Consider the following 21,375-nt stretch of genomic DNA (forward strand, 5'->3'; position numbering starts at 1 on the left):
AGGATGAGGCGCGTCACGCGATTGGCGACACACCTCTGTCAGAGAAGCGCCAAGGATCAGTCTCGAAGAGCCATGACAATATCAATCAGGTCCTGACCGCCATCGACTTCGCTCGCGAACTTCTCGTAGATGGCCTGGGAAGCCTCGACAAAGGAATCGAAGTCTACTTCGTTGACTTCCATACCCGATTCGCGCATCTGCTCGAGGGTTTCATCATCCAATCGCTGGCCTTCATCGAGCACGAAATCCTCAATCTCAAGTGCCACTTCTTCCAAGACCACACGCACCTCTTCCGGCAGGCGATTCCAGCTGGCACCGGCTATCAGAAAAGCCGGAGTGTAGACGTGATTGGAAATCGACAAGTAATCCTGCACCTCATGCATACGCTGGGCATAGGTCTGAATGTAGGGATTTTCCTGGCCGTCCATCGCCCCTGTCTGCAGCGCGACAAACGCCTCGGAGAGCGCCATTGGTGACGGTGCGGCCCCGTAACTGCGGAACATCTCTATGCGCCACACGCCACCCGGCACGCGTAGTTTGATGCCACGCAAGTCCTCCGGCGTCTCGATAGGACGCACATTGTTGGTGATCTGACGGAAGCCATTTTCCCATACGCCGAGGATCTTGAAGCCGCGTGCTTCGGCAGCATCGTACAGCGGGCCGCGCACTACCTCTTCGCGTACGCGCTTCATATGCTCACGGTCTTCGATCAAATAGGGCATCTCGAACAGAGCGAACTGATCAGATTCGGAGCTCATCACCGTCGATGGTATGGACAGGTCCAGTGAGCCTAGCCGTAGACGGCGCATCATCGACTCATCGCTCCCTAGCTGGCTATTGCCGTAGACATTGACTTCGGCCACACCTTCGAGTCGCTCGTTGGCCAGCTCGGCAAAGCGATTGGCACTGATTTCGAACAGGGAACCTGGCCCGCCCACATGACCGAGACGTACTTCGATTTCATTGGCACTGACGTTGGTGGCTTGTACCCCAAACGCCAGAACGGTTGCTGCGAGAGCTGTTTTCAGGGATTTCATTGTACGCTCCACTATCGATTTGTTGTTATGTCACGTTCGCCAACGGGAAGACGCTACCCGCGATGGCGTGCTCCATCGTGGAAGTCAGCCTGGCGCTCAGGCTGCCTTCCAGATCAGATCGCCTCCGCCGCCCTGTCACCCGGACAGCACATGACGCCTGACCTCCGTTGATTCAATTTGAATTCAAAATTCATTATTAGGTATTAAACTTTAGTCTTGCCTTATTGACTGGCCCTCGACAGGCGTTCCATATCAGCCACTTGGTACAAGCCTTGGAAAACAAGGGGACGGTTTCGACAGGGGCAGGCGTCGGGGAAGGGGAACGTGCGGCCCATGGCCCGCACAGGGCAGGCCATGCATACGGAGTGTGCTATGACTCGGGTTCACACCCCCAGGTCAGGCCCGCAGCCTCGATACCGGCAATGGCCGCAGCTTCGTCCTCGGCGGAAGAGGCCCCACTGACGCCCACCGCACCAATCACCTGGTCACGGCCATCGAGGATCAGTACACCCCCGGCTACTGGAATGAAGTGCCCACCGGAGGCCGCCGCCACGCTTGCGAGAAAGGCCGGCCGCTCGGCATTGCGAGCCCCTACCACGCTACTGGCCACACCGTTGCCAAGTGAAGCGAAGGCCTTGCCTTGGGCAACGGGAAAGCGCAGCGGGGCGCAGCCATCCTCTCGCTCGGCTGCTACAACATGTCCGCCACTATCCAGAACCACGACGGTCAGCGGCTCCATGTCCCCGCTTCGGGCTCTGGCAAAGACTCCATCAAGGATGTTGCGGCCCTGCTCGCGAGTGATTTGTAGGCTGCTACGAAAGACCTTGCCTGCCATGATGGGGCTCCTGATCATGTATGTAGTTGTGATTATCGTTCGGGCCTGATTGCCCCAGCGCTGGGTAGTACGCCGGCATCACTTGCCGGCATTTTGAATTCATAATACCTTTTGCACTATCACGTCAATGTCGCCACCATTGGTGGTGGGTGGGTGCGGTAGCGACATCCTGGCAAGGACGCCCAGATGGTCGGCCGCGAACAAGGAACCTGAGCATGAGCAAGATTCAACATCGCAATCTTTATCGGGAAGTCGCCGATCGTATCCGTGAACTGATCGAGCATGGCGAGCTGATTCCAGGCGAGCGCATTTCGGAAAAGCAGCTGTGTGAAACGTTTGGGGTCTCACGCACGCCGCTGCGAGAAGCGCTCAAGGTACTGGCGTCTGAGGGCCTGGTCGAGCTGCTGCCCAACCGCGGCGCCAGGGTGATGCAACTGACGGTAAAAATGGTCAAGGATACCTATGACCTGATGGGCGCACTGGAGGGGTTATCAGGCGAGCTGGCCTGCCAACAGATCAGCGACGAGGAGATTGCCGCCATCTGCGATCTTCATGAGCAGATGCTCACGCACTATCGCAACCGAGAAATGCAGCCTTATTTCAAGATCAATCGCCGGATTCACGAAAGCATTCTGGCCGCCGCCAACAACGAGGTGTTGCAGGAGATGTACAATAACCTCAGCTATCGTGTGAAGCGGGTGCGCTATTCGAAGAAGATGACCGACAACTTCTGGCGCCAGGCGGTCAACGACCACGAAATGATGATCGAGGCGCTGAAGAAGCGCGACGGCAAGCGCCTGGGGCAGATCCTCCGCGACCATCTGTGCAACAAATTGGAAGTCGTGACGCTGGCCGGCGTCATCGAGAACGATGAGCTGATCAACGCCGCCAACGCCTGACCAGCTACTCCCACTCCTTCAGCCGCATGGCCGAGCGCTCCAACCGCTCGTCCTCCGCTTCGATCTCCCGCAGCTGCTCTCCGATACTGGCCAGGTGGTCGAGCGCCGCCCGTCGTGCCGCCTGGGGCTTGCCCTCCATCACCGTGCGATACAGGCGCGCATGCTGTTGGTTGATCATCCGGCGTGGCGCCTCGCGGTGATAGAGGTTCTTCACAGAAGCAAACACCGAACTGAGCAACAGATCGGTGAGACTCTGCAGGGTGTGCACCAGCACTGGATTGTGCGATGCCTGACAGATCGACAGATGGAAGCCGTGATCGAGATGGGCCAGCCGCTCGACCTCGATCTCCTCGCTGTCCCTGACGTAGTCGGCCATGGCGTCATAGCGGCGTTGGATGAGAACCCGATCGGTGGGCGTGGCACGCGCGGCAGCCAGCTTCGCCGACTCGCCTTCGAGCAACGAACGGACTTCGAGGAGATCGTACAGCGTACGCGGATGATCGCGCAGCAGATGCATCAGCGGGCTGTCGTCGCGTCCCGGCACCAGCGCCGCCACCACCGAGCCACGGCCCTGACGAGTCTCGATGATGCCCTTGCTGCGCAGCACGCGCAGGCCTTCTCGCAGCGAGGTGCGCGAGACACCCAGCCGCTCGCACAGCCTCCGCTCCGAGGGTAACAATTGGCCAGGACGAAACACCCCGTCGAGGATCAGCCTCTCGAGGCGGGCCGCCACCACATCGGGGGTGCGGACCGGTAACATCGAATCGATCTCCTGGTGCATGAGTTCTCCAGAGGGGTCGCGTAAACCGTGATGGTCTGTCATCCTGCCGCCAAGGGAAAATAATTGGAAACAGTTTCCATGATAATGGGCAGCAACTGGTCATACCAGAATACCAGAGGCTGGACAGCGCGCCGGAGAATCCGCAGATTGTGCTCACGCGATAATCACAACTCCGCCGCCATGACTCTCAACGAGGCGTCTCCATGAATATCCTCTACGATGAACGACTCGACGGTATGAAACCGCAACTGGACAAGGCCGCCATTCGCGACAGTCTTGTCCAGGCCATTCCCGGCCTGACGCTGCTGCATCGTGAAGAAGACCTGCATCCCTTCGAGTGCGATGGCCTCTCCGTCTATCGCACCCTGCCCATGCTGGTGGCACTGCCCGAGACGCTGGCACAGGTCGAACAACTGCTCAAGACCTGCCACCGTCTCGGCGTGCCGGTGGTCACCCGCGGTGCCGGCACCGGCCTCTCCGGTGGCGCCATGCCATTGGAACACGGCGTGCTTCTGGTGCTGTCGCGCTTCAGCCGCATTCTCGAGATCGACCCCGAGGCACGCATCGCCCGCGTCGAGCCCGGCGTGCGCAACCTGGCGATCTCCGAGGCGGCCTCACCCCATGGCCTCTACTACGCCCCCGACCCCTCTTCCCAGATCGCCTGTTCCATCGGCGGCAACGTGGCCGAGAACGCCGGTGGCGTGCATTGTCTCAAGTACGGGCTGACCGTGCATAACGTGATCAAGGTCGAGGTGCTGACCATCGAGGGCGAACACATGACCCTGGGCAGCGATGCCCTGGACGCCCCCGGCTTCGATCTGCTGGCGCTGTTCAATGGCTCCGAGGGCATGCTCGGCGTGGTCACCGAGATCACCGTCAAGCTGCTGCCCAAGCCCGAGACCGCCAAGGTGCTGATGGCCAGCTTCGACGACGTGGAAAAGGCCGGCAACGCCGTTGGCGCCATCATCGCCGCCGGCATCATTCCCGGTGGACTGGAGATGATGGACAACCTGGCGATCCGTGCCGCCGAGGATTTCATCGGCGCCGGCTATCCGGTGGAGGCCGCCGCCATCCTGCTCTGCGAACTGGACGGCGTGGAAGCCGACGTGGATGACGACTGCGCAACGGTACGCCGCGTACTCGAGGCGGCCGGCGCCACCGGTATCCAGCAAGCCCGCGACGATGCCGAACGCGCGCTGTTCTGGGCCGGTCGCAAGAATGCCTTCCCGGCGGTGGGCCGCATGTCGCCGGACTACTACTGCATGGACGGCACCATACCCCGCCGCGAGCTGGCCCGGGTGCTGAAGGGTATCTCCGACCTGTCCGAGCAGTACGGCCTGCGGGTGGCCAACGTTTTTCACGCCGGCGACGGCAACATGCACCCGCTGATCCTGTTCGATGCCAACACCCCGGGCGAGCTGGACGAGGCCGAGGCGCTGGGCGGCAAGATCCTCGAACTGTGCGTCGAGGTGGGTGGCACCATCACCGGCGAACACGGCGTCGGCCGCGAGAAGATCAACCAGATGTGCGCCCAGTTCCGCCCCGACGAGCTGGCCACCTTCCGTGCCGCCAAGGCCGCCTTCGACCCGAAGGAGCTGCTCAATCCGGGCAAGAACATACCCACGCCGGCCCGCTGCTCCGAATTCCGCACCATCAAGAGTGCGGAAGCCGCCGTCCCGACCCACTCGCAAGGCCGACCGGAGTGACCATGGCTACCATTGCAACAACGCCCCATGACCATGACGCCAGCGAGTCACTGGCCGAACGCATCCGCCAGGCCAGCGCCGAGGGAACGCCGCTGCGCATTGTCGGCGGCGATACCCGCGGCTTCTACGGCCGCCCGGTAGAAGGCGCCAAGCTTTCCACCCTCGAGCACCGCGGCGTCACCTTCTACGACCCGGTCGAACTGGTGGTATCGGTACGCAGCGGTACCCCGCTCGCTGAACTCGAAGCCGTACTGGCCGAGCAGGGTCAGATGCTGCCCTTCGAACCGCCCCGCTTCGGCATCTCCAGCACGGTGGGCGGCATGGTCGCCACCGGAATGTCCGGGCCGCGCCGCCCCTGGGCGGGCAGCGTGCGCGACTTCGTGCTGGGCACCCGCGTGATCAACCACGAGGGCATCGAACAGCGCTTCGGCGGCCAGGTGATGAAAAACGTTGCTGGCTACGATCTCTCCCGGCTGATGGTGGGCGCCCAGGGCACCCTGGGGCTGCTGACCGAAATCTCGTTCAAGGTGCTGCCCATCCCCGGCGCCGTCCACAGCCTGCGCATCGAGGTCTCCCTCGAACAAGCCCGCAACAGGCTGGCCGACTGGGGCCGGGAGCCGCTGCCGATCAGCGCCGCCACCTGGCTGGATGGCGCCCTGCACCTGCGCCTCGAGGGCGGGCCGAGTTCGGTTGCCGCCACTCGCGCACGCATCGGTGGTGACGATCTCGACGGGGGCTTCTGGAACGCGCTGCGGGATCTGGCGCTGGCTTTCCCCGCCAACGGCAACGATGACGCCCCACTGTGGCGCCTCTCTCTTCCCCACCGTACGCCGTCGCTGGCGCTCTCCAACACGCCGGAAGAGACCATGATCCATGACTGGGCCGGCGCTCAGCGCTGGCTCAAAAGTGACATCGACGCCGAAACCCTGCGTAGCGCCTGCCGGCAGGCCGGTGGCCATGCCACCTGTCTGGGCTCGCGCGAAGGGCCGGGAAGCGCCGAACCCTTCACCCCGCTGCCATCGGTCTTGCTGAAGTACCACCGCAACCTCAAGGCCGAGCTCGACCCGAAGGGAATCTTCAACCCCGGCCGGCTCTACGCGGCGTTTTGAGACGTATCGAGGAACCCTGAGACATGCAGACGCACTTTTCCGAGGAAGATCTCAAGAAGCCGCACATCCGCGAAGCCGACCGCGTGCTGCGCAGCTGCGTGCACTGCGGCTTCTGCAACGCCACCTGCCCCACCTATCAGCTGCTGGGCGATGAGCGCGACGGCCCCCGAGGGCGCATCTACCTGATGAAGGAGATGCTGGAAAACCCCGACGACGATGTAAACGTCACCGAACAGACTCGCCTGCACCTGGACCGCTGCCTGACCTGCCGCAACTGCGAGACCACCTGCCCTTCCGGCGTGGAGTACCACAAACTGCTCGACATCGGCCGTGCCGAGATCGAACGTCGCGTGCCACGCAAGGCCAGCGAGCGAGCGCAGCGCTATGCCCTGCGCAAGGCCCTGGTGGAACCCAGGCGCTTCCAGGCGTTGCTCAAGCTGGGCCAGACCTTCAAGCCGCTGGTGCCCGGCATACTCAAGGACAAGCTGCCCCCCGCACCGATAGACGCCGGGGCACGACCCGAGCACCAGCGCCATGAACGGCGGATGCTGATCCTCGAAGGCTGCGTGCAGCCGGGCCTCTCCCCCAATACCAATGCCGCCACGGCAAGGGTACTGGACCGGCTCGGCATCGGCCTCACCCCGGCAACCGAGGCGGGCTGCTGCGGCGCCATCGATTTCCACCTCAACGCCCAGAACGACGGCCGGGCTCGCATCCGTGCCAATATCGACGCCTGGTGGCCGCATGTCGAAGCCGGAGCGGAAGCCATCGTGCAGACCGCCAGCGGCTGCGGTGCCTTCGTCAAGGAGTACGGCGAGATGCTCGAAGGCGACCCCGACTACGCCGAGAAGGCCAGGCGGGTCAGTGAGCTGGCGAAGGATCTCGTCGAGGTACTGCGCGACGAGGACCTCGATACGCTGAAGGCAAAGGAGAGCCGCAAGCTCGCCTTCCACTGTCCCTGCACCCTGCAGCACGCCCAGAAGCTCGGCGGTGCGGTGGAAGGCGTGCTGGTCAAGCTCGGTTTCTCGCTGACCCCGGTGGCCGACGCCCACCTCTGCTGCGGCTCGGCGGGCACCTACTCCATCACCCAGCCGGAGCTTTCCACCCAACTGCGTGACAACAAGCTCAACGCCCTGGAGGCCGGCAAGCCCGAGCTCATCGTAACGGCCAACATCGGCTGCCAGACGCATCTTGCCGGCGCCGGAAGAACACCGGTAAGGCACTGGATAGAAGTCGTCGATGAAACATTACAACCCGCTATGGGAAGCGCTTGAAGACATTTTCCGCCACCGCATTGGATGAGCGCCGGGGGCAAGGCGAAGCGAGGGTCTTTTGCCATGGATGGCAAAAGTAGCGCCCATGGACGGGTTTACAGCGCCCTCGCGAAGACTTGTCGCCGGGAAGCTCATCGCCGGCAACAGTAGCTCAAATAAAGGAGAACCCATGAAAACCAAACCCGTACTCACCCTGACCGAAGTCAACGCCATTCTCGACGCCGCCCAGAAGGAAGCGGAAGCCAACGGCTGGGCGGTGACCATCGCCGTGGCCGACGACGGCGGCCACCTGCTCGGCCTGCGCCGCCTGGACGGTGCTCCAGCTATGACACCGGACATCGCCACCCAGAAGGCACGCAGCTCGGCACTGGGCGCGCGCGAGACCCAGGCCTTCGAGGAGATGATCAACGGCGGGCGCAACGCCTTCCTCTCCGCCCCGATGCAGGGCCTGCTCTCCGGCGGCGTGCCGGTGCTGGTCGAGGGGCAGATGGCCGGTACCGTCGGCGTCTCGGGCGTCAAGCCCGACCAGGACGTTCAAGTCGCCAAGGCGGGCATCGCCGCCGTCGACTGAGTCAAGACACCGCAAGCCAACGCGCCCCGCTGGTGAATATCAGCGGGGCGTTTTCGTATCGGCGCAGAAACCAGCGGGCAACTATACTGACAGCGGCCTGACCGATGCCCGGCCCGCCGAGACGGGAGCACCGACAGCAACGGGAATATCGGCCCGGGGCAAGACACCTGGCAGAGATATTCATTCGGGCCCAGCCGTCCGGCTGTGTCCATAGGGAGGGACCGACAATGATCAAGAAACTGTTTGCTGCGCTGGTGTTCATGGCCTTCGTCTCACCCGCCTGGGCTCATACCTGCCCTGCGCTGATGAATGACATCGACGAGGCCCTGGCGGACGAGGCCATGGTCGCCCCGCTCAGCGAGGATGAACTCGAGCAGGTTTACCAGCTTCGCCAGGAAGGCGAGGAAGCCCACAATGCCGGCGATCATGCTCGCTCCGAAGATTCATTGAACCAGGCCAAGGAAATCCTCGGCGTTTGACCGGATACCAGACGGGGGCCATTTGCCCTCGCCTGGCTTCCTTTCTTCACAGCACTGTGCGCTTATCCTGGGTTTCCTCGGCACAAGCCAGTACCCATTCTTGCAGCGCCCGCTTCGCTTCACCCGACGTATCCGGCCGCGTATCGATCAGCCCATAGCCACGCGACGAGCGCAGCCCCAACTCCTGCAGACCGACCAGCATGCCACTCTCGAGCATGTCATCGACCAACCCTCGCCATCCCATCCCGATGCCCTGTCCGGCGATCGCGGCCTGGATCAGCAACGTGTAGTTATTGAACGTCAGCTCCGAGGATTCCATATAGCCGATGCCCGCCAGTTGCTCGAAGTAACTCGGCCAGTCCAGCCAGCTCTGCCCCTGGTCAGCGGTCAAGGCCAACAATGGCAGCTCGGCAAGTCGCTCGGGAGACTCGATCGGCCCGTGCTGCTGCAGGAAGCCGGGGGCGCAGACCGGAAAGACCTCCTCCGGGAACAACCGCGGCACGCCGGACGCCAGGGTCCGTTCGTCACAGAACAGGATGGCCACGTCGACCTCCTGGGTGCGCCAGTCGAGCACGCCCTGGTTGGTCACGATGCGCACGTCGATATGCGGATGTCTTTTGCGGAAGCTCGGCAGCCGCGGCATCAGCCAATAGGCTGCAAACGAAAAGTCGGTGAGGATATTCACATGCGGGTGTCGGTACCTGTCCTGGAGCCGGTCGATGGTGCGATCGATGATCGCGAACCCCTCCTGCACACCGGCGAACAGCGCCTGCCCCGCCTCGGTCAATCTTACCCCGCGATAGATGCGCTCGAACAACGGCATGCCGAGCTGTTCTTCAAGGGCCCTGACCTGCTGGCTGACGGCCGACTGAGTCGAGCGCAGCTCTCTCGCCGCGGCCGTGAAGCTCAGGTGCCTGGCCGCCGCCTCGAACACCCGCAAACCATTGGGCGATGCTCTCCCGCCTACCCCAACCATTAGCCTACCTAATGTCTTCCATAAAAATTCAGCGCGTTTACAGGCCATGAGATTAGCAGAGAGACTGTCGTGCTAGCCAGCCACGGTTAGGCTCGAGCATGAAACCCTAGCGCGCAGCAACAAGCAAGAGAGGCCCCATGACGCCCAAGCAGCCCAACATCCTGTTCCTGATGGCCGACCAGGTGGCGGCCTCTGCCCTGCCCTTCTACGGGCACCCCCTGGTCAAGACGCCACATCTGTCGCGCCTGGCCGCCGAAGGCGTGGTCTTCGATTCGGCCTACTGCAACAGCCCGCTATGTGCACCGTCGCGCTTCACGCTGATGGCCGGCCAGCTGCCGTCGCGCATCGGCGGCTACGACAACGCCGCCGAGTTCGCCGCCGACACTCCGACCTTCGCCCACTACCTGCGCGACGCCGGCTACTGCACCGCGCTCACCGGCAAGATGCACTTCTGCGGCCCCGATCAGCTGCACGGCTTCGAGGAACGCCTGACCACCGACATCTACCCGGCCGACTTCGGCTGGTTCGTCGACTGGGAGGAGTTCGAGAATCGGCCGAGCTACTATCACAACATGTCCTCGGTGATTCAGGCCGGCCCCTGCGTGCGCTCCAACCAGCTCGACTTCGACGACGAGGTCACTTTCCGCGCCAAGCGCTTTCTACACGATTATGTTCGCAACAACCCGGTGCGCAACGGCGAGCAGCGCCCCTTCTGCCTGACCGTATCACTCACCCACCCCCACGACCCCTACACCATCCCCCGGGAGTACTGGGACCGCTACGACCACGACGCCATCGACATGCCGCGTGTGCCCTACTCGCGGGAATTGACGGACCCGCACTCCCAGCGCCTGCGTCATGTCTATCAGCTCGACGAAGACACTGTCAGCGACGAGCAGATCCGCAACGCCCGCCACGCCTATTACGGGGCGCTAAGCTACGTCGACGACCAGATCGGCGAGGTACTGAAGACCTTGAAAGAGACCGGCCTCGACGAAGACACCATCATCGTCTTCTCCGGCGACCACGGCGACATGCTCGGCGAGCGCGGCCTGTGGTACAAGATGAGCTGGTTCGAGGATTCCGCACGGGTGCCGATGATCGTTCACGCGCCGAGCCGCTTCACCCCGAACCGGGTGCACGAGTCGGTGTCGACCATGGACCTGCTGCCGACCTTCGCCGAGATCGCCCACGACGGCGCCGCACCGGAATACGCCGTGCCCATCGACGGCCGCAGCCTGCTACCGCACCTGACCGGCACCGGCGGCCATGACGAGGTGATCGGCGAATACCTCGGCGAGGGCGCCATCGCACCGCTGCTGATGATCCGCCGCGGACGCTACAAGTTCGTCCATACCGCACCCGACCCCGACCAGCTGTTCGACCTGGAGGCAGACCCGCTCGAGCTCGACAACCTGGCGGAAGACCCCGCCCACCTGGACCTGTGCAAGCAGTTCCGCGACGAGGTCGCCAGCCGCTGGGACTATGAGCGGCTGCACGGCGAGGTGATCGCCAGCCAGCGACGCCGCAAGCTGGTCTCACGGGCGCTCATGCAGGGCAAGGTCACGCCCTGGGACCACCAGCCGTTGTTCGATGCCAGCACCCAGTACATGCGCAACACCATCGACCTGGACGATCTCGAACGGCGAGCGCGCTTCCCGTTGGCCAGCAACATCCATGCATGCACCCTACGTCTACCGTCCCCGCGGCAAGCTAGACGGCTCCCCTGACACCAAGGCTGCACACTTATGAGAAGCCCCCGACGAACCTATGACCAATAATCAATAATCAAAATCAAGGAGAAATATCTCATGAGCTCCCCAAGCGACCCCGCGTCGCCCCCCTTGAATAGCGATATGCAAACCGATTATGTCGTTGGCCAGGACAATCTCGAAGGTCGACTAGGCCCCATCGGTTTCGACATTCACAATCCGGTCTTCGCCGTATCGGCACTCGCATCGGTCGTCTTCATCATCCTCACCCTGCTGTTCCCGGAGCGTGCGGGAAACCTCTTCCAGTCCATCGTCGGTTTCTCTACCGGGACGCTGGACTGGTATTTCATGATGGTGGTCGACTTCTTCATCCTGTTCTGCCTGGCGCTGGTCGTCTTGCCCTATGGCTCGGTCCGGCTGGGCGGTCCGGATGCCCGCCCCGACTACGGCTATCTCTCCTGGTTTGCGATGCTGTTCGCCGCCGGTATCGGCATCGGGCTGCTGTTCTTCGGCGTGCTGGAGCCGGTCTACCATGCCAACGTCTCGCTGCCGCTGGGCATTCCGTCTCCCTTTGGCGCCGATGGAGCCCTGAACCCAGGGGCCATTCCCGAGGCCACGGCCATGGGGCTGGCGGGCACCTATCTGCACTGGGGCATCCACGGCTGGGCCGTCTATGTGGTGATGGCCCTGGCGCTGTCCATTTTTACCTACAACAAGGGCCTGCCCTTCTCGATTCGCTCGGCCTTCTTCCCGATCCTCGGCGATCGCGTGTGGGGCTGGTGGGGCCATGCAATCGACATCCTGGCGGTGTTTTCCACCCTGTTCGGCCTCGCTACATCGCTGGGGCTTGGCGCCCAGCAGGCCAACGCGGGAATGAATTTCGTCTTCGGCCTGGAGGTCAGCACCACCGCCCAGGTCATCATCATCCTGCTGGTGACGGCGGCGGCACTGGTGTCGGTGTGGCGCGGGCTCGAGGGCGGCGTGAAGAAGCTTTCCGAGATCAACATGGTCCTGGCGGTGTTCTTCTTCTTCTTCGTACTGTTTGCCGGCCCGACCCTGGTGGCCCTGAGCGGTTTCTGGACCGGGCTTACGACCTATGTAAAGGAGTTCATACCCTTGTCGGCACCGATCGGCCGTGACGACGACGCCTATCGCCAGGCCTGGAGCATCTTCTACTGGGCCTGGTGGATCAGTTGGGCACCCTTCGTCGGCATGTTCATCGCGCGAGTGTCGCGCGGACGTACGATCCGCGAGTTCATACTCTGTGTGCTGCTGATTCCCAGCCTGTTCATCTTCATCTGGATGGGTGTCTTTGGCGCCACGGCGCTGGATCAACTCTACGCCAGCCCCGACACCAGCCTGGTCAAGAACTACGTGATCGACAACTACAGCCCCGAGCTGTCGCTGTTCGGCATGCTCAACGAACTGCCGTTGACTGGCCTGATGTCGACCCTTGGCATCGTGCTGGCGCTGATTTTCTTCGTCACCTCATCGGATTCCGGCTCTCTGGTGATCGATACCATTACTGCCGGTGGCAAGATCGATGCTCCCAGGCCTCAGCGGGTGTTCTGGGCAGCGGTGGAGGGACTGATTGCCATCGTGCTGCTTATCGGCGGCGGCCTGTCGGCGCTTCAGGCGGGGGTGACGGCGACGGCGATTCCGTTCTCCATCGTGATGCTGTTGATGTGCTATACCATCATCAAGGCGCTGAATGGCGAGCTGCGCCACAAACCCTCTTGAGGGACATTGACTGCGTTACTGAAACGGCTTGGTGAGAGCCAAAGGAGGCGACAGCATGGCAGGGGGCTGGTCAAGAGACGGCGCCGAACAGGAACAGATCGAGAGCACGGTGGAAGACGCGCTGCAGCGAGTGCGCAGCCAGCTTCCCACCGGTGAAAGCCTGACGCACTGCGAGGAATGCGACGAACCCATTCCCCAGGCACGCCGCGAGGCGATCAAGGGCGTACGCTTGTGCATCGCCTGCCAGAGTGAACGCGACAAGCAGCGGACGACCTATAGCGGATACAACCGCCGGGGCAGCAAGGACAGCCAACTGCGCTAGGTTGCTTACGTCCAGCCTGAAGCAGTACGGGCATGGTACCAGCCGGACACCTCGTTAGCGCCCTCATGACTTGCGGCGCCGTTCCAGCGCTATATGATGGAGTCTCTCCAGAGCCCCGGCCGCAGCGGGGCTTCTTCATGCTCTGAGGTCGTCATGCCGCTGCTCTATTTTCTGGCCCCGCTGGGCGCCGTGCTGATCTGGTCGGGCAACATGACCATCAACCAGCTCACCGTCGGCACCATCGCCCCCAGCAGTATCGCCTTCCTGCGCTGGTTGCTGGCGCTGGCCGTTCTCACGCCTTTCGTATTGCCCGCCGCCTGGCAGCACCGCGCGGCCATCCGCCGCCAGTGGCCCAAGCTCGCGGTACTGGGCCTGATCGGCATGGCGCTGTGGCAAGGCCTTGCCTACGTGGCTGCCGAAACCACCTCGGCCACCAACATGGGCATTCTCGCCGCCATGGTGCCACTGCTCACCGTGCTGCTCAGCGCGCTGATCCTGCGCGAGGCGCCAAGCGTGGGTGGAGCCCTGGGTGGTATGGTGGCACTACTCGGCGTAACCGTACTGCTGGGGCGAGGCAACCCGCTGTCGCTGCTGCAGTTGGAGGTCGCGCTGGGCGACCTGCTGATGGTGGTGGCCGCCACCTGCTATGCGCTCTACGGCGTGATGCTCAAGCGCTGGCCGCTGGATATGCCGCCCTGGGTGGTGCTCTACCTGCAGGCCTTCTTCGCCACGCTGCTTCTGTTGCCCGGTTACCTGCTGGGGCCGATGACCCCGGTGGACAGTCAGAATGTCTGGCTGATTCTCTATGCCGGCATCCCCGCCTCGATCATCACCACCTTCCTGTGGATGCGCGCCATCCGCCAGATCGGTGCCAACCAGGCCAGTATCTTCATCAACCTGATGCCGCTGTTCAGCGCCCTGATCGCCATGGCCTTCCTCAACGAGCAGGTCGCGCTGTTCCACCTGGTCGGCGGCATGCTGGTGCTGGCCGGGGTGATCATGGCGCAGACCCTGACCCAACCCCTGGTACGCAAGCCCATCGGTAACACATGACGCTGGACACCACGCATCTCAATCGACAGCGCATGCCCTTCGATACCGATGCCGAGATATGGCTGTTCGGCGACGGCTCCCTTTTCTCGATATCACCTCGTGCGAAATACCTATGACAACAAAAAACCCAAACCTCCTGCAACTCAAATAAACTCTCCATAAACAGCTCTATTAATTTAAAATCACTATCGAAAAAATATAATCTTTTTATTGGACAATCGACAAAGAATACAAGCACGAAAATACAAACAAAAAGGGCAAATTGTATTGATATAAATCAAAAAAAACTTCCGGATAAAAGAGCACTCTTGATTCCGAATCCTATGCCGTTATTTCGTTGGCATAGGCTTCATTCCCGAAAAAAAGGGAAGCACCAAGCTCATAATCACTTTAACAAGAGGCCTTCATGAAACCGACCGTATCCAGGAAATGTCTGTTCGCCACCACGACCATGCTAGCGATGGGTATTGGCAGCGCCCAGGCCGATCAGCTCACCCGTATGACCGGCGCCCCGGTGGGCGATAATCAGAACTCGCTGACTGCGGGCCCCAATGGTCCAGTACTCCTGCAGGATCATCATCTGATCGAGAAACTGGCCGCGTTCGACCGCGAACGCATTCCCGAACGAGTGGTACATGCCCGAGGTACCGGGGCCGAGGGCGTATTTCGTGCGACCGAGGATCTAAGCGACATTACGCGTGCCGTGCCCTTCCAGGCCGAAGGACAGGAGACGCCCGTATTCGTGCGCTTTTCGACCGTGATCCATCCCAGTGGCTCGCCGGAGTCCCTGCGCGATCCACGCGGCTTCGCGGTCAAGTTCTATACCGAGGAAGGTAATTGGGATCTGGTGGGCAACAATCTTCCCGTATTCTTCATTCGCGACGCGATCAAGTTTCCCGACATGATCCACTCGCTGAAGCCCGACCCGGTGACCAACCTCCAGGACCCCAATCGCTTCTTCGACTTCTTCTCGCATATCCCCGAAAGCACGCACATGTTCACCCAGCTCTACAGCTCACTGGGCATACCCACCAGCTACCGCAAGATGGACGGTGCCGGCGTGCACGCCTTCAAGTTCACCACCGAGGAGTGCAACTGGCAGTACGTGAAATTCACCTGGCGCGCCCAGCAGGGCGATCCCATGTTCGACGATCGCAGCCTGCTGGGGGTCAGCGGCTATCAGATGGATGAAGCCGCCGACGTACAGAGGACGGACTTCAACAATCTGACTCGCGATCTCTACACCGCGATCGACGAGGGCAACTACCCGGTGTGGGATCTGTACATCCAGACCCTCGATCCCAGTGAGTTGAACGACTTCGACTTCAATCCGCTGGACAATACCAAGATCTGGCCGGAGGAACTGATTCCCTCACGCAAGGTGGGCGAACTGACCCTCAACAAGGTACCCGACAACTTCTTCCAATCCACCGAACAGGCTGCCCTCGCGCCCAGCAACATGATTCCCGGTATCGAGCCCTCAGAGGATCGCATGCTGCAGGGTCGTCTGTTCTCCTATGCCGACACGCAGCGCTACCGCCTGGGTATCAATCACATGTACCTGCCGGTCAACGCCGCGCTCAGCGACGTCAATACCCATGCCCAGGATGGCGCGGGCTTCTCTCCGCCCCGCTCCGGCTCGGTGAACTACCAGCCCAGCCGCAGCGCGGAAGGCTACACCGACAACGCCGATCACGACTTCTGCCGCTATGATCTGGACGGTACCACTCAGCAGGAGGCCATCGAGAAGACGCATAACTTCGCCCAGGCGGGCGACTTCTACCGCAACCTGAGCGAAGAGGAGCAGGACGGTCTCATCGAGGCGCTCCACGCCGACCTCGGCCAGGTCGAGGACGAGGCGGTCCGCACCATCATGACCAGCTTCTTCTACAAGGCCGACAGCGACTACGGTACACGTCTCGCCGAGGCCGTAAACGTGGATCTGGCCGACGTGCAGGAACTGGCGGAAAGCTACGAAGACTAACGGGGGAGAAGGCGGCCATGGCCCACACCATGGCCGCTGCACCATGCCTATGCGTTATTTCCTATCACTGCTGATGCTGCTGACACTGCCCGCCCTGGGCAGTGAACATTTGATCGACGCCGCCCGCCAGGGCGACACCTCTGCCCTCGCCGAGCGGTATGCCCAGGGTGGCGATCTCGACACGGCCAACGAGAGCGGCCATACCCCCTTCATCATGGCTGCCTACCATAGCCATACTGACACCTTGGAATGGCTGTTGGCGCAAGGCGCCGAGCCCTGCGCGACGGACGACCAGGGCAACAACGTCTATATGGGCGTCGCCTTCAGGGGCCACGAACGGACCGCCCGCTGGCTACTGGACAACACCCGGTGCGATATCGATCACCGCAACCATGTCGGCCAGACGGCGCTGATGATGGCGGCACTGTTCGGTCGCGAGGCCATCGTGGAACTCTATCTGGAGCATGGCGCCGAGGCCGGCGTAGTCGACCTGCAAGGCAACACGGCAGCGACCCTGGCCGCAGGCCAGGGTCAAGCGCAGCTCGCCGAGCGGCTGAGGGCCGAATCGTCATGAGGGCAGGGGAGTACGGCTATGCATTGCCTGCCAGAGCGAACGCACCAGGCGTCAGCCACAATTCAACGGCGACAACCGCAGGGGCAGCGGGGACAGCCAGTTGCGCTGACTTCGATATCAGTCTCGAGGGCAGCGCACGAGCGCTACCGAAACACCGTCGCGATCGCGATAGGTCAGTGTCATCGTATTGCCATCGACCGCCATGGCGATACGCTCTCTGCTGGTCATACCCTCGCCCTCGCAGCGCAGGTCAGCCGTCCACTCCCCTTCACCGCTCTGGGAAGCCTCCATCTCGCAGACGTTTTCCCGGCCCTCGAAGCGACCTTCGGCAAAGAGGATCGCCGAGCCTGCACCACCGGGCTCGCACCAGTTCGGCTCCGCCGCCCAGCGGCCGTAAAGCAAGTCAGAGGCATCGTTCGGCGTCCCCTGTCCTCCACTACACGCCGACAGCACCAACAACGATAGCGCAGCGGCGTTTCCCGTATGTAGTAACCTCATTGACTGTCCCATCGCTTGTGGCGTGTCACCGGTATTCTATTATGCAATGCTGCACCAAGCCCCTATTGCGCCACGCCACACATGAAGGTCCCACTCGACAAGGCGAACCATGACGCTGGACACCACGCATATCAATCAACGGCGAATGCCCTTCGACGACCATGATGAGATTTGGCTGTTCGGCTACGGCTCGCTGATCTGGAAGGCCGGGTTTCCTTACCATGAGCGACGTCCCGCTCATATCGAAGGCTGGGCTCGTCGCTTCTGGCAAGGCTCGCATGATCATCGCGGCACCCCGGAGTCACCCGGCCGGGTGGTCACACTGATCAGCGAACCCGGCGCCATCTGCCAGGGCATGGCCTACCGGATCGACGCCGCGACCCTGAACCCATTGGACGTTCGTGAAAGGAACGGCTATCTGCGCGAGAGCGTGACGCTGCACTTCCCCGACAGCAGCCACGCCGAAGGGCTGATCTACCTCGCCACCGAGGACAACGCCGCCTTCCTCGGCGACGCGCCACTCGACGCCATGGCCGAGCAGATCGCCAATACCCACGGTCCCAGCGGCTCCAACCGCGACTATCTGTTGCACCTTGCGGCGTCCCTGGAAGACCTGGGTGCGGAAGATGAACATGTGTTTGCGCTGGCGGAGCGGGTGCGCCGCCTCTAGGCCGAAGCTACCGCCCCATCTTCCCTCCCGAGCATATCGGCGATACGCTCGGCGATCATTATCGTGGGAACGTTGGTATTGGCGCAGGGAATCGACGGCATCAACGAGGCGTCGCAGACATGCAGTCCCTCGACGCCATGCACCGCGCCACTGGCGTCGGTGACCGCCTGCGGATCGTCCACCTGGCCCATTCGACAGGTACCGGAGGGATGCCAGGTGCCACCGACATTCTCGGAGATGAAGCGCGTCAGTGCCGCGTCGTCCGATAGTAGCCGGTCAAGGGTCACACCTTGGGTGACGACCGCATGGATCAAGCGGCCGCGCCAGGGTCCCGCCATGTCGAGCAGTGCGCTCAATGCGCCGCGTCGCCATGCATTCCAGGTTCCCGGCATGGCGATCGCTGCCACCCTGGGTGAGTAGCTCGAGGCGAACACGCTATCGCGATAGCCCGCCATGGCCGAATCGCACAGGATATCGGCTCCGAAGCGCAGGGCCCGTTTCAGCCGCTCCAGATCGCGAGGGTCCGCCAGCATCCCGAAGTCTACCTCGGGCTCGTCGTGCGGATCGGGGCTTTTCAGCGTCACACGCCCACGCGAATACGACTTGTTGACCCAGAAGAACAGGGTACCCAGACGATAACCGATGGAGTGCCAGGCCGAGCGCGACAGGATGGCGCCATGCATATCACCGGCGACACAACCGGGCAAGCCGGAGGAAAAGCGCACGATCGCCTGCTCGTGATGGCCTTCGGGGAATGCGGTGCGGGCCGCTCTCGGCAGGAAAGCCGACACCGCGATGGAGGGATGCTCCATCAGATTGCCCCCCACACCCGGTAGATGATGGACGATGGGAATGCCGAGGGACGCCAGATGCTCGGCGGGACCGATGCCGCTGCGCATCAGCAGCGCGGGGGTATGGATGGCCCCGGCGCTGACGATGACCCGATCCGCCTCGATCTCCTCGCAGGCGCCATCCAGATGGCGCAACCTCGCGCCGATGGCACGCACCCCGTCGAACGTTACCCGGTCGGCGACGAGGTCGGTACGCAGGTGCAGGTTGGGACGCGCCCTGACCGAATCGCTCAGATACCCCACCGAAGTAGGAATGCGCTCGCCCTTCTCGCTCGTGGCTACGGCGCCGACATAGGTGCCGTCCACCCAGAGACCGTTCTGATCCTGCCGAAGGGGATGACCGCTCTCTCCCAGTGTGCGTATCACCGCCTGCACGAATGGGGATAATCGCTCCCATGACGGCCGCGCAATGCGCAATGGCCCATCGCCGCCATGCAGCTCTCCCGAGAAATCCACGTCGCGCTCCAGCTTGCGGAAATAAGGCAGACAGGCCTCCCAATGCCAGCCCTCCGCTCCCAACACCTGCCATTCATCGTAATCCGCCGGCGCGCCACGATTGGCCATCATCGCATTGATGGCCGAGCCACCACCGAGGATCCGCGCCTGTTCATAGCGGCGCGCCGGACGCACCTCACCCTCCCGCCGAACTCCCATCACGGCGGCGAGCCCACGCCAGATGTTGTGCGTGTCGAGATAGGCGCGCCCGGGATAGCCACTGCGGATGGCATCCGGCATGCTCCGCGCGGACAACCCCGCACCGGCCTCGATCAGACAGACGTCATTGCCGGGCGACGCCGACAGACGCGCGGCGAGCACGCTCCCCGCCGAACCGCCACCGAGAATCAGGTAACGCGTGACCGTCCTAGTCGCCATACCCCACGATCCCCTTGATCTCCAGGTAAGCCTCCAGCCCCCATTCGGCATACTCCCGACCGTTCCCCGAGCGCTTGTAACCGCCGAAGGGCGCGCCGGGATCCCAGGCAGGGCCGTTGATATGCACGCTGCCGGCACGCAGGCGCAGCGCGACGCGGCGTGCCCGCTCGAGATCGGCGGACTGCACGTAGGCGGCCAGACCGAACGGGCTGTCGTTGGCGATGGCGATCGCCTCCTCCTCGTCCCGGTAGGCGACCATCGACAGTACGGGGCCGAAGATCTCCTCGCGGGCAATCGTCATGTCGGGCGTGACCTGACCGAACACCGTCGGGCGCACGTAATATCCAAGAGGCATGTCGGCCGGCCGCTCGGGCCCCCCGGTGACGAGCCGGGCCCCCTCGTCGATACCGACGCGGATCATGTGCTGGACGCGCTCATATTGCAGTTGGCTCACCAGCGGGCCGAGCGTGGTGCCGGGCATGTCCGGTGGACCCACGCGATGCGCCTCCGCCGCCCGCCGCGCCACCTCGACGGATTCGTCGTAGCGTTCGGCCGGCACCAGCATGCGCGTCGGCGCATTGCACGACTGCCCGCTGTTGCCGAAGCACGCATCGACCCCCGCCTTCACCGCCGCCTCTATCGTCACGTCCGGAAGCAGAATATTGGCAGATTTGCCGCCCAGTTCCTGATGCACACGCTTGACCGTTGGCGCCGCCAACCTGGCGACTTCGATACCGGCGCGCGTCGAGCCGGTGATGGAGACCATGTCCACGTCAGGATGACGGCTCAGCGCGGCGCCAACGCTCTCGCCATCGCCATTGATCAGGTTGAAGACGCCTGGCGGCACCCCTGCGCTGTCCAGTACCTCGGCGAACAGTATCGCGTTCAGCGGCGCGACTTCGCTGGGCTTGAGCACCATCGTGCAACCGGCGGCGAGTGCAGGTGCCACCTTGCACACGATCTGGTTGATGGGCCAGTTCCACGGCGTGATCAGTGCCGCCACACCGATCGGCTCACGCGCCACCAGCGTCGAACCGCGGGCTTCGCGAAAGGGAAAGCTGGGGAGCACACGAATCAACTCTTCGAGATGCCACCGGCCAAGACCCACCTGCCAACGGCTTGCCAGCTCGCGCGGGGCCCCCACCTCCCGCATCACGATCTCGGCGAATTCGTCATAGCGTTCGAGATAAGCGTCGAGAATTCGACGCAGCAGCGCCAGGCGCTCGTCGAGAGGTGTCGTGGAAAAGGCGGGGAACGCGCGTCGAGCGGCCGCGACGGCACGCTCGACGTCCGCTTCACTCCCCATCGAAATCTCGCCGATGGGCCGTTCGGTGGCGGGATCGATGACCGCCAGACGCGACGCGCAAGCGGGAGGGGACCAGCGACCGTCGATATAGAAGTTCAGCGCATTGTCCATTGGCGTCATCTCCT

Annotated in this window: 20 protein-coding genes; 13 read left to right on the forward strand and 7 right to left on the reverse strand. The window is 62.7% G+C overall.

Translation table 11 applies throughout. From position 1 onward, the window contains the following. Positions 1 to 56: 56 nt before the first annotated feature. Positions 57 to 1,037, reverse strand: coding sequence for a TRAP transporter substrate-binding protein (locus C1H69_RS18495; RefSeq protein ID WP_102654841.1), 981 nt, complete (start codon positions 1,035 to 1,037; stop codon positions 57 to 59). Positions 1,038 to 1,407: 370 nt separating this feature from the next. After that, on the reverse strand, positions 1,408 to 1,872 hold the full coding sequence (locus tag C1H69_RS18500; RefSeq protein ID WP_102654842.1) for a GlcG/HbpS family heme-binding protein: 465 nt from the start codon (positions 1,870 to 1,872) through the stop codon (positions 1,408 to 1,410). A 215-nt stretch (positions 1,873 to 2,087) separates the two neighbouring features. Here C1H69_RS18500 and C1H69_RS18505 point away from each other — a divergent pair, with 215 nt between their 5' ends. Beyond that, complete coding sequence (locus tag C1H69_RS18505; protein WP_102654843.1) at positions 2,088 to 2,771, forward strand: GntR family transcriptional regulator; 684 nt, start codon at positions 2,088 to 2,090, stop codon at positions 2,769 to 2,771. A gap of 4 nt (positions 2,772 to 2,775) precedes the next feature. Here C1H69_RS18505 and glcC read toward each other — a convergent pair whose 3' ends face one another. Continuing rightward, positions 2,776 to 3,552 carry a transcriptional regulator GlcC gene (gene glcC, locus C1H69_RS18510; RefSeq protein WP_102654844.1) on the reverse strand — a complete coding sequence of 259 codons (777 nt, stop codon included), beginning with the start codon at positions 3,550 to 3,552 and terminating at the stop codon, positions 2,776 to 2,778. A gap of 203 nt (positions 3,553 to 3,755) precedes the next feature. Here glcC and glcD point away from each other — a divergent pair, with 203 nt between their 5' ends. The 5 genes from glcD to C1H69_RS18535 all read left to right on the forward strand — a co-directional run bounded on the left by glcD (position 3,756) and on the right by C1H69_RS18535 (position 8,691). Beyond that, positions 3,756 to 5,258, forward strand: a complete 1,503-nt coding sequence (glcD, locus tag C1H69_RS18515; RefSeq protein ID WP_102654845.1) for a glycolate oxidase subunit GlcD — start codon at positions 3,756 to 3,758, stop codon at positions 5,256 to 5,258. Between the two features lie 2 nt (positions 5,259 to 5,260). Then, on the forward strand, positions 5,261 to 6,367 hold the full coding sequence (glcE, locus tag C1H69_RS18520; protein WP_102654846.1) for a glycolate oxidase subunit GlcE: 1,107 nt from the start codon (positions 5,261 to 5,263) through the stop codon (positions 6,365 to 6,367). Between the two features lie 23 nt (positions 6,368 to 6,390). After that, the gene (glcF, locus tag C1H69_RS18525; protein ID WP_102654847.1) at positions 6,391 to 7,641 is read left to right on the forward strand and encodes a glycolate oxidase subunit GlcF; all 1,251 of its coding nucleotides are present in this window, start codon (positions 6,391 to 6,393) and stop codon (positions 7,639 to 7,641) included. 169 nt (positions 7,642 to 7,810) lie between these two features. Next, positions 7,811 to 8,212, forward strand: coding sequence for a GlcG/HbpS family heme-binding protein (locus tag C1H69_RS18530; RefSeq protein ID WP_102654848.1), 402 nt, complete (start codon positions 7,811 to 7,813; stop codon positions 8,210 to 8,212). Positions 8,213 to 8,439: 227 nt separating this feature from the next. After that, a complete protein-coding gene (locus C1H69_RS18535; protein WP_102654849.1) occupies positions 8,440 to 8,691 on the forward strand; it encodes a hypothetical protein in 252 nt (83 codons plus the stop codon). A 46-nt stretch (positions 8,692 to 8,737) separates the two neighbouring features. Here C1H69_RS18535 and C1H69_RS18540 read toward each other — a convergent pair whose 3' ends face one another. Then, a complete protein-coding gene (locus tag C1H69_RS18540; protein ID WP_102654850.1) occupies positions 8,738 to 9,667 on the reverse strand; it encodes a choline sulfate utilization transcriptional regulator in 930 nt (309 codons plus the stop codon). Between the two features lie 137 nt (positions 9,668 to 9,804). On the opposite strand from C1H69_RS18540, the gene betC reads away from it, so the two are divergent. The 6 genes from betC to C1H69_RS18575 all read left to right on the forward strand — a co-directional run bounded on the left by betC (position 9,805) and on the right by C1H69_RS18575 (position 17,052). Continuing rightward, positions 9,805 to 11,397 (forward strand): choline-sulfatase, encoded by a 1,593-nt coding sequence (gene betC / locus C1H69_RS18545; protein ID WP_102654851.1) that lies wholly within the window; start codon positions 9,805 to 9,807, stop codon positions 11,395 to 11,397. 81 nt (positions 11,398 to 11,478) lie between these two features. Then, positions 11,479 to 13,119, forward strand: coding sequence for a BCCT family transporter (locus C1H69_RS18550; RefSeq protein ID WP_102654852.1), 1,641 nt, complete (start codon positions 11,479 to 11,481; stop codon positions 13,117 to 13,119). A gap of 55 nt (positions 13,120 to 13,174) precedes the next feature. After that, positions 13,175 to 13,441 (forward strand): DksA/TraR family C4-type zinc finger protein, encoded by a 267-nt coding sequence (locus tag C1H69_RS18555; protein ID WP_102654853.1) that lies wholly within the window; start codon positions 13,175 to 13,177, stop codon positions 13,439 to 13,441. Positions 13,442 to 13,594: 153 nt separating this feature from the next. After that, positions 13,595 to 14,494 (forward strand): DMT family transporter, encoded by a 900-nt coding sequence (locus C1H69_RS18560; protein WP_102654854.1) that lies wholly within the window; start codon positions 13,595 to 13,597, stop codon positions 14,492 to 14,494. Positions 14,495 to 14,900: 406 nt separating this feature from the next. Next, positions 14,901 to 16,478 carry a catalase gene (locus C1H69_RS18570; protein WP_276308780.1) on the forward strand — a complete coding sequence of 526 codons (1,578 nt, stop codon included), beginning with the start codon at positions 14,901 to 14,903 and terminating at the stop codon, positions 16,476 to 16,478. 43 nt (positions 16,479 to 16,521) lie between these two features. Then, entirely contained in the window at positions 16,522 to 17,052 is a 531-nt protein-coding gene (locus C1H69_RS18575) for an ankyrin repeat domain-containing protein (protein WP_102654856.1), read from the forward strand. Between the two features lie 117 nt (positions 17,053 to 17,169). Here the strand turns inward: C1H69_RS18575 and C1H69_RS18580 are convergent, their stop codons facing one another. Further along, entirely contained in the window at positions 17,170 to 17,550 is a 381-nt protein-coding gene (locus C1H69_RS18580; protein WP_133154996.1) for a hypothetical protein, read from the reverse strand. 109 nt (positions 17,551 to 17,659) lie between these two features. Here C1H69_RS18580 and C1H69_RS18585 point away from each other — a divergent pair, with 109 nt between their 5' ends. After that, the gene (locus C1H69_RS18585) at positions 17,660 to 18,220 is read left to right on the forward strand and encodes a gamma-glutamylcyclotransferase (RefSeq protein ID WP_102654858.1); all 561 of its coding nucleotides are present in this window, start codon (positions 17,660 to 17,662) and stop codon (positions 18,218 to 18,220) included. Here the strand turns inward: C1H69_RS18585 and C1H69_RS18590 are convergent. Together C1H69_RS18590 and C1H69_RS18595 are read right to left on the reverse strand one after the other, a co-directional pair. After that, on the reverse strand, positions 18,217 to 19,944 hold the full coding sequence (locus C1H69_RS18590; protein WP_102654859.1) for a GMC family oxidoreductase: 1,728 nt from the start codon (positions 19,942 to 19,944) through the stop codon (positions 18,217 to 18,219). The two genes, C1H69_RS18585 and C1H69_RS18590, sit on opposite strands and share 4 nt — an antisense overlap. After that, a complete protein-coding gene (locus tag C1H69_RS18595) occupies positions 19,934 to 21,361 on the reverse strand; it encodes an aldehyde dehydrogenase family protein (RefSeq protein ID WP_102654860.1) in 1,428 nt (475 codons plus the stop codon). Before C1H69_RS18595 ends, C1H69_RS18590 begins: the two co-directional genes overlap by 11 nt. Positions 21,362 to 21,375 lie beyond the last annotated feature (14 nt).

Origin of the sequence: Billgrantia endophytica (assembly GCF_002879615.1) — a bacterium.
Taxonomy (GTDB): domain Bacteria; phylum Pseudomonadota; class Gammaproteobacteria; order Pseudomonadales; family Halomonadaceae; genus Halomonas; species Halomonas endophytica.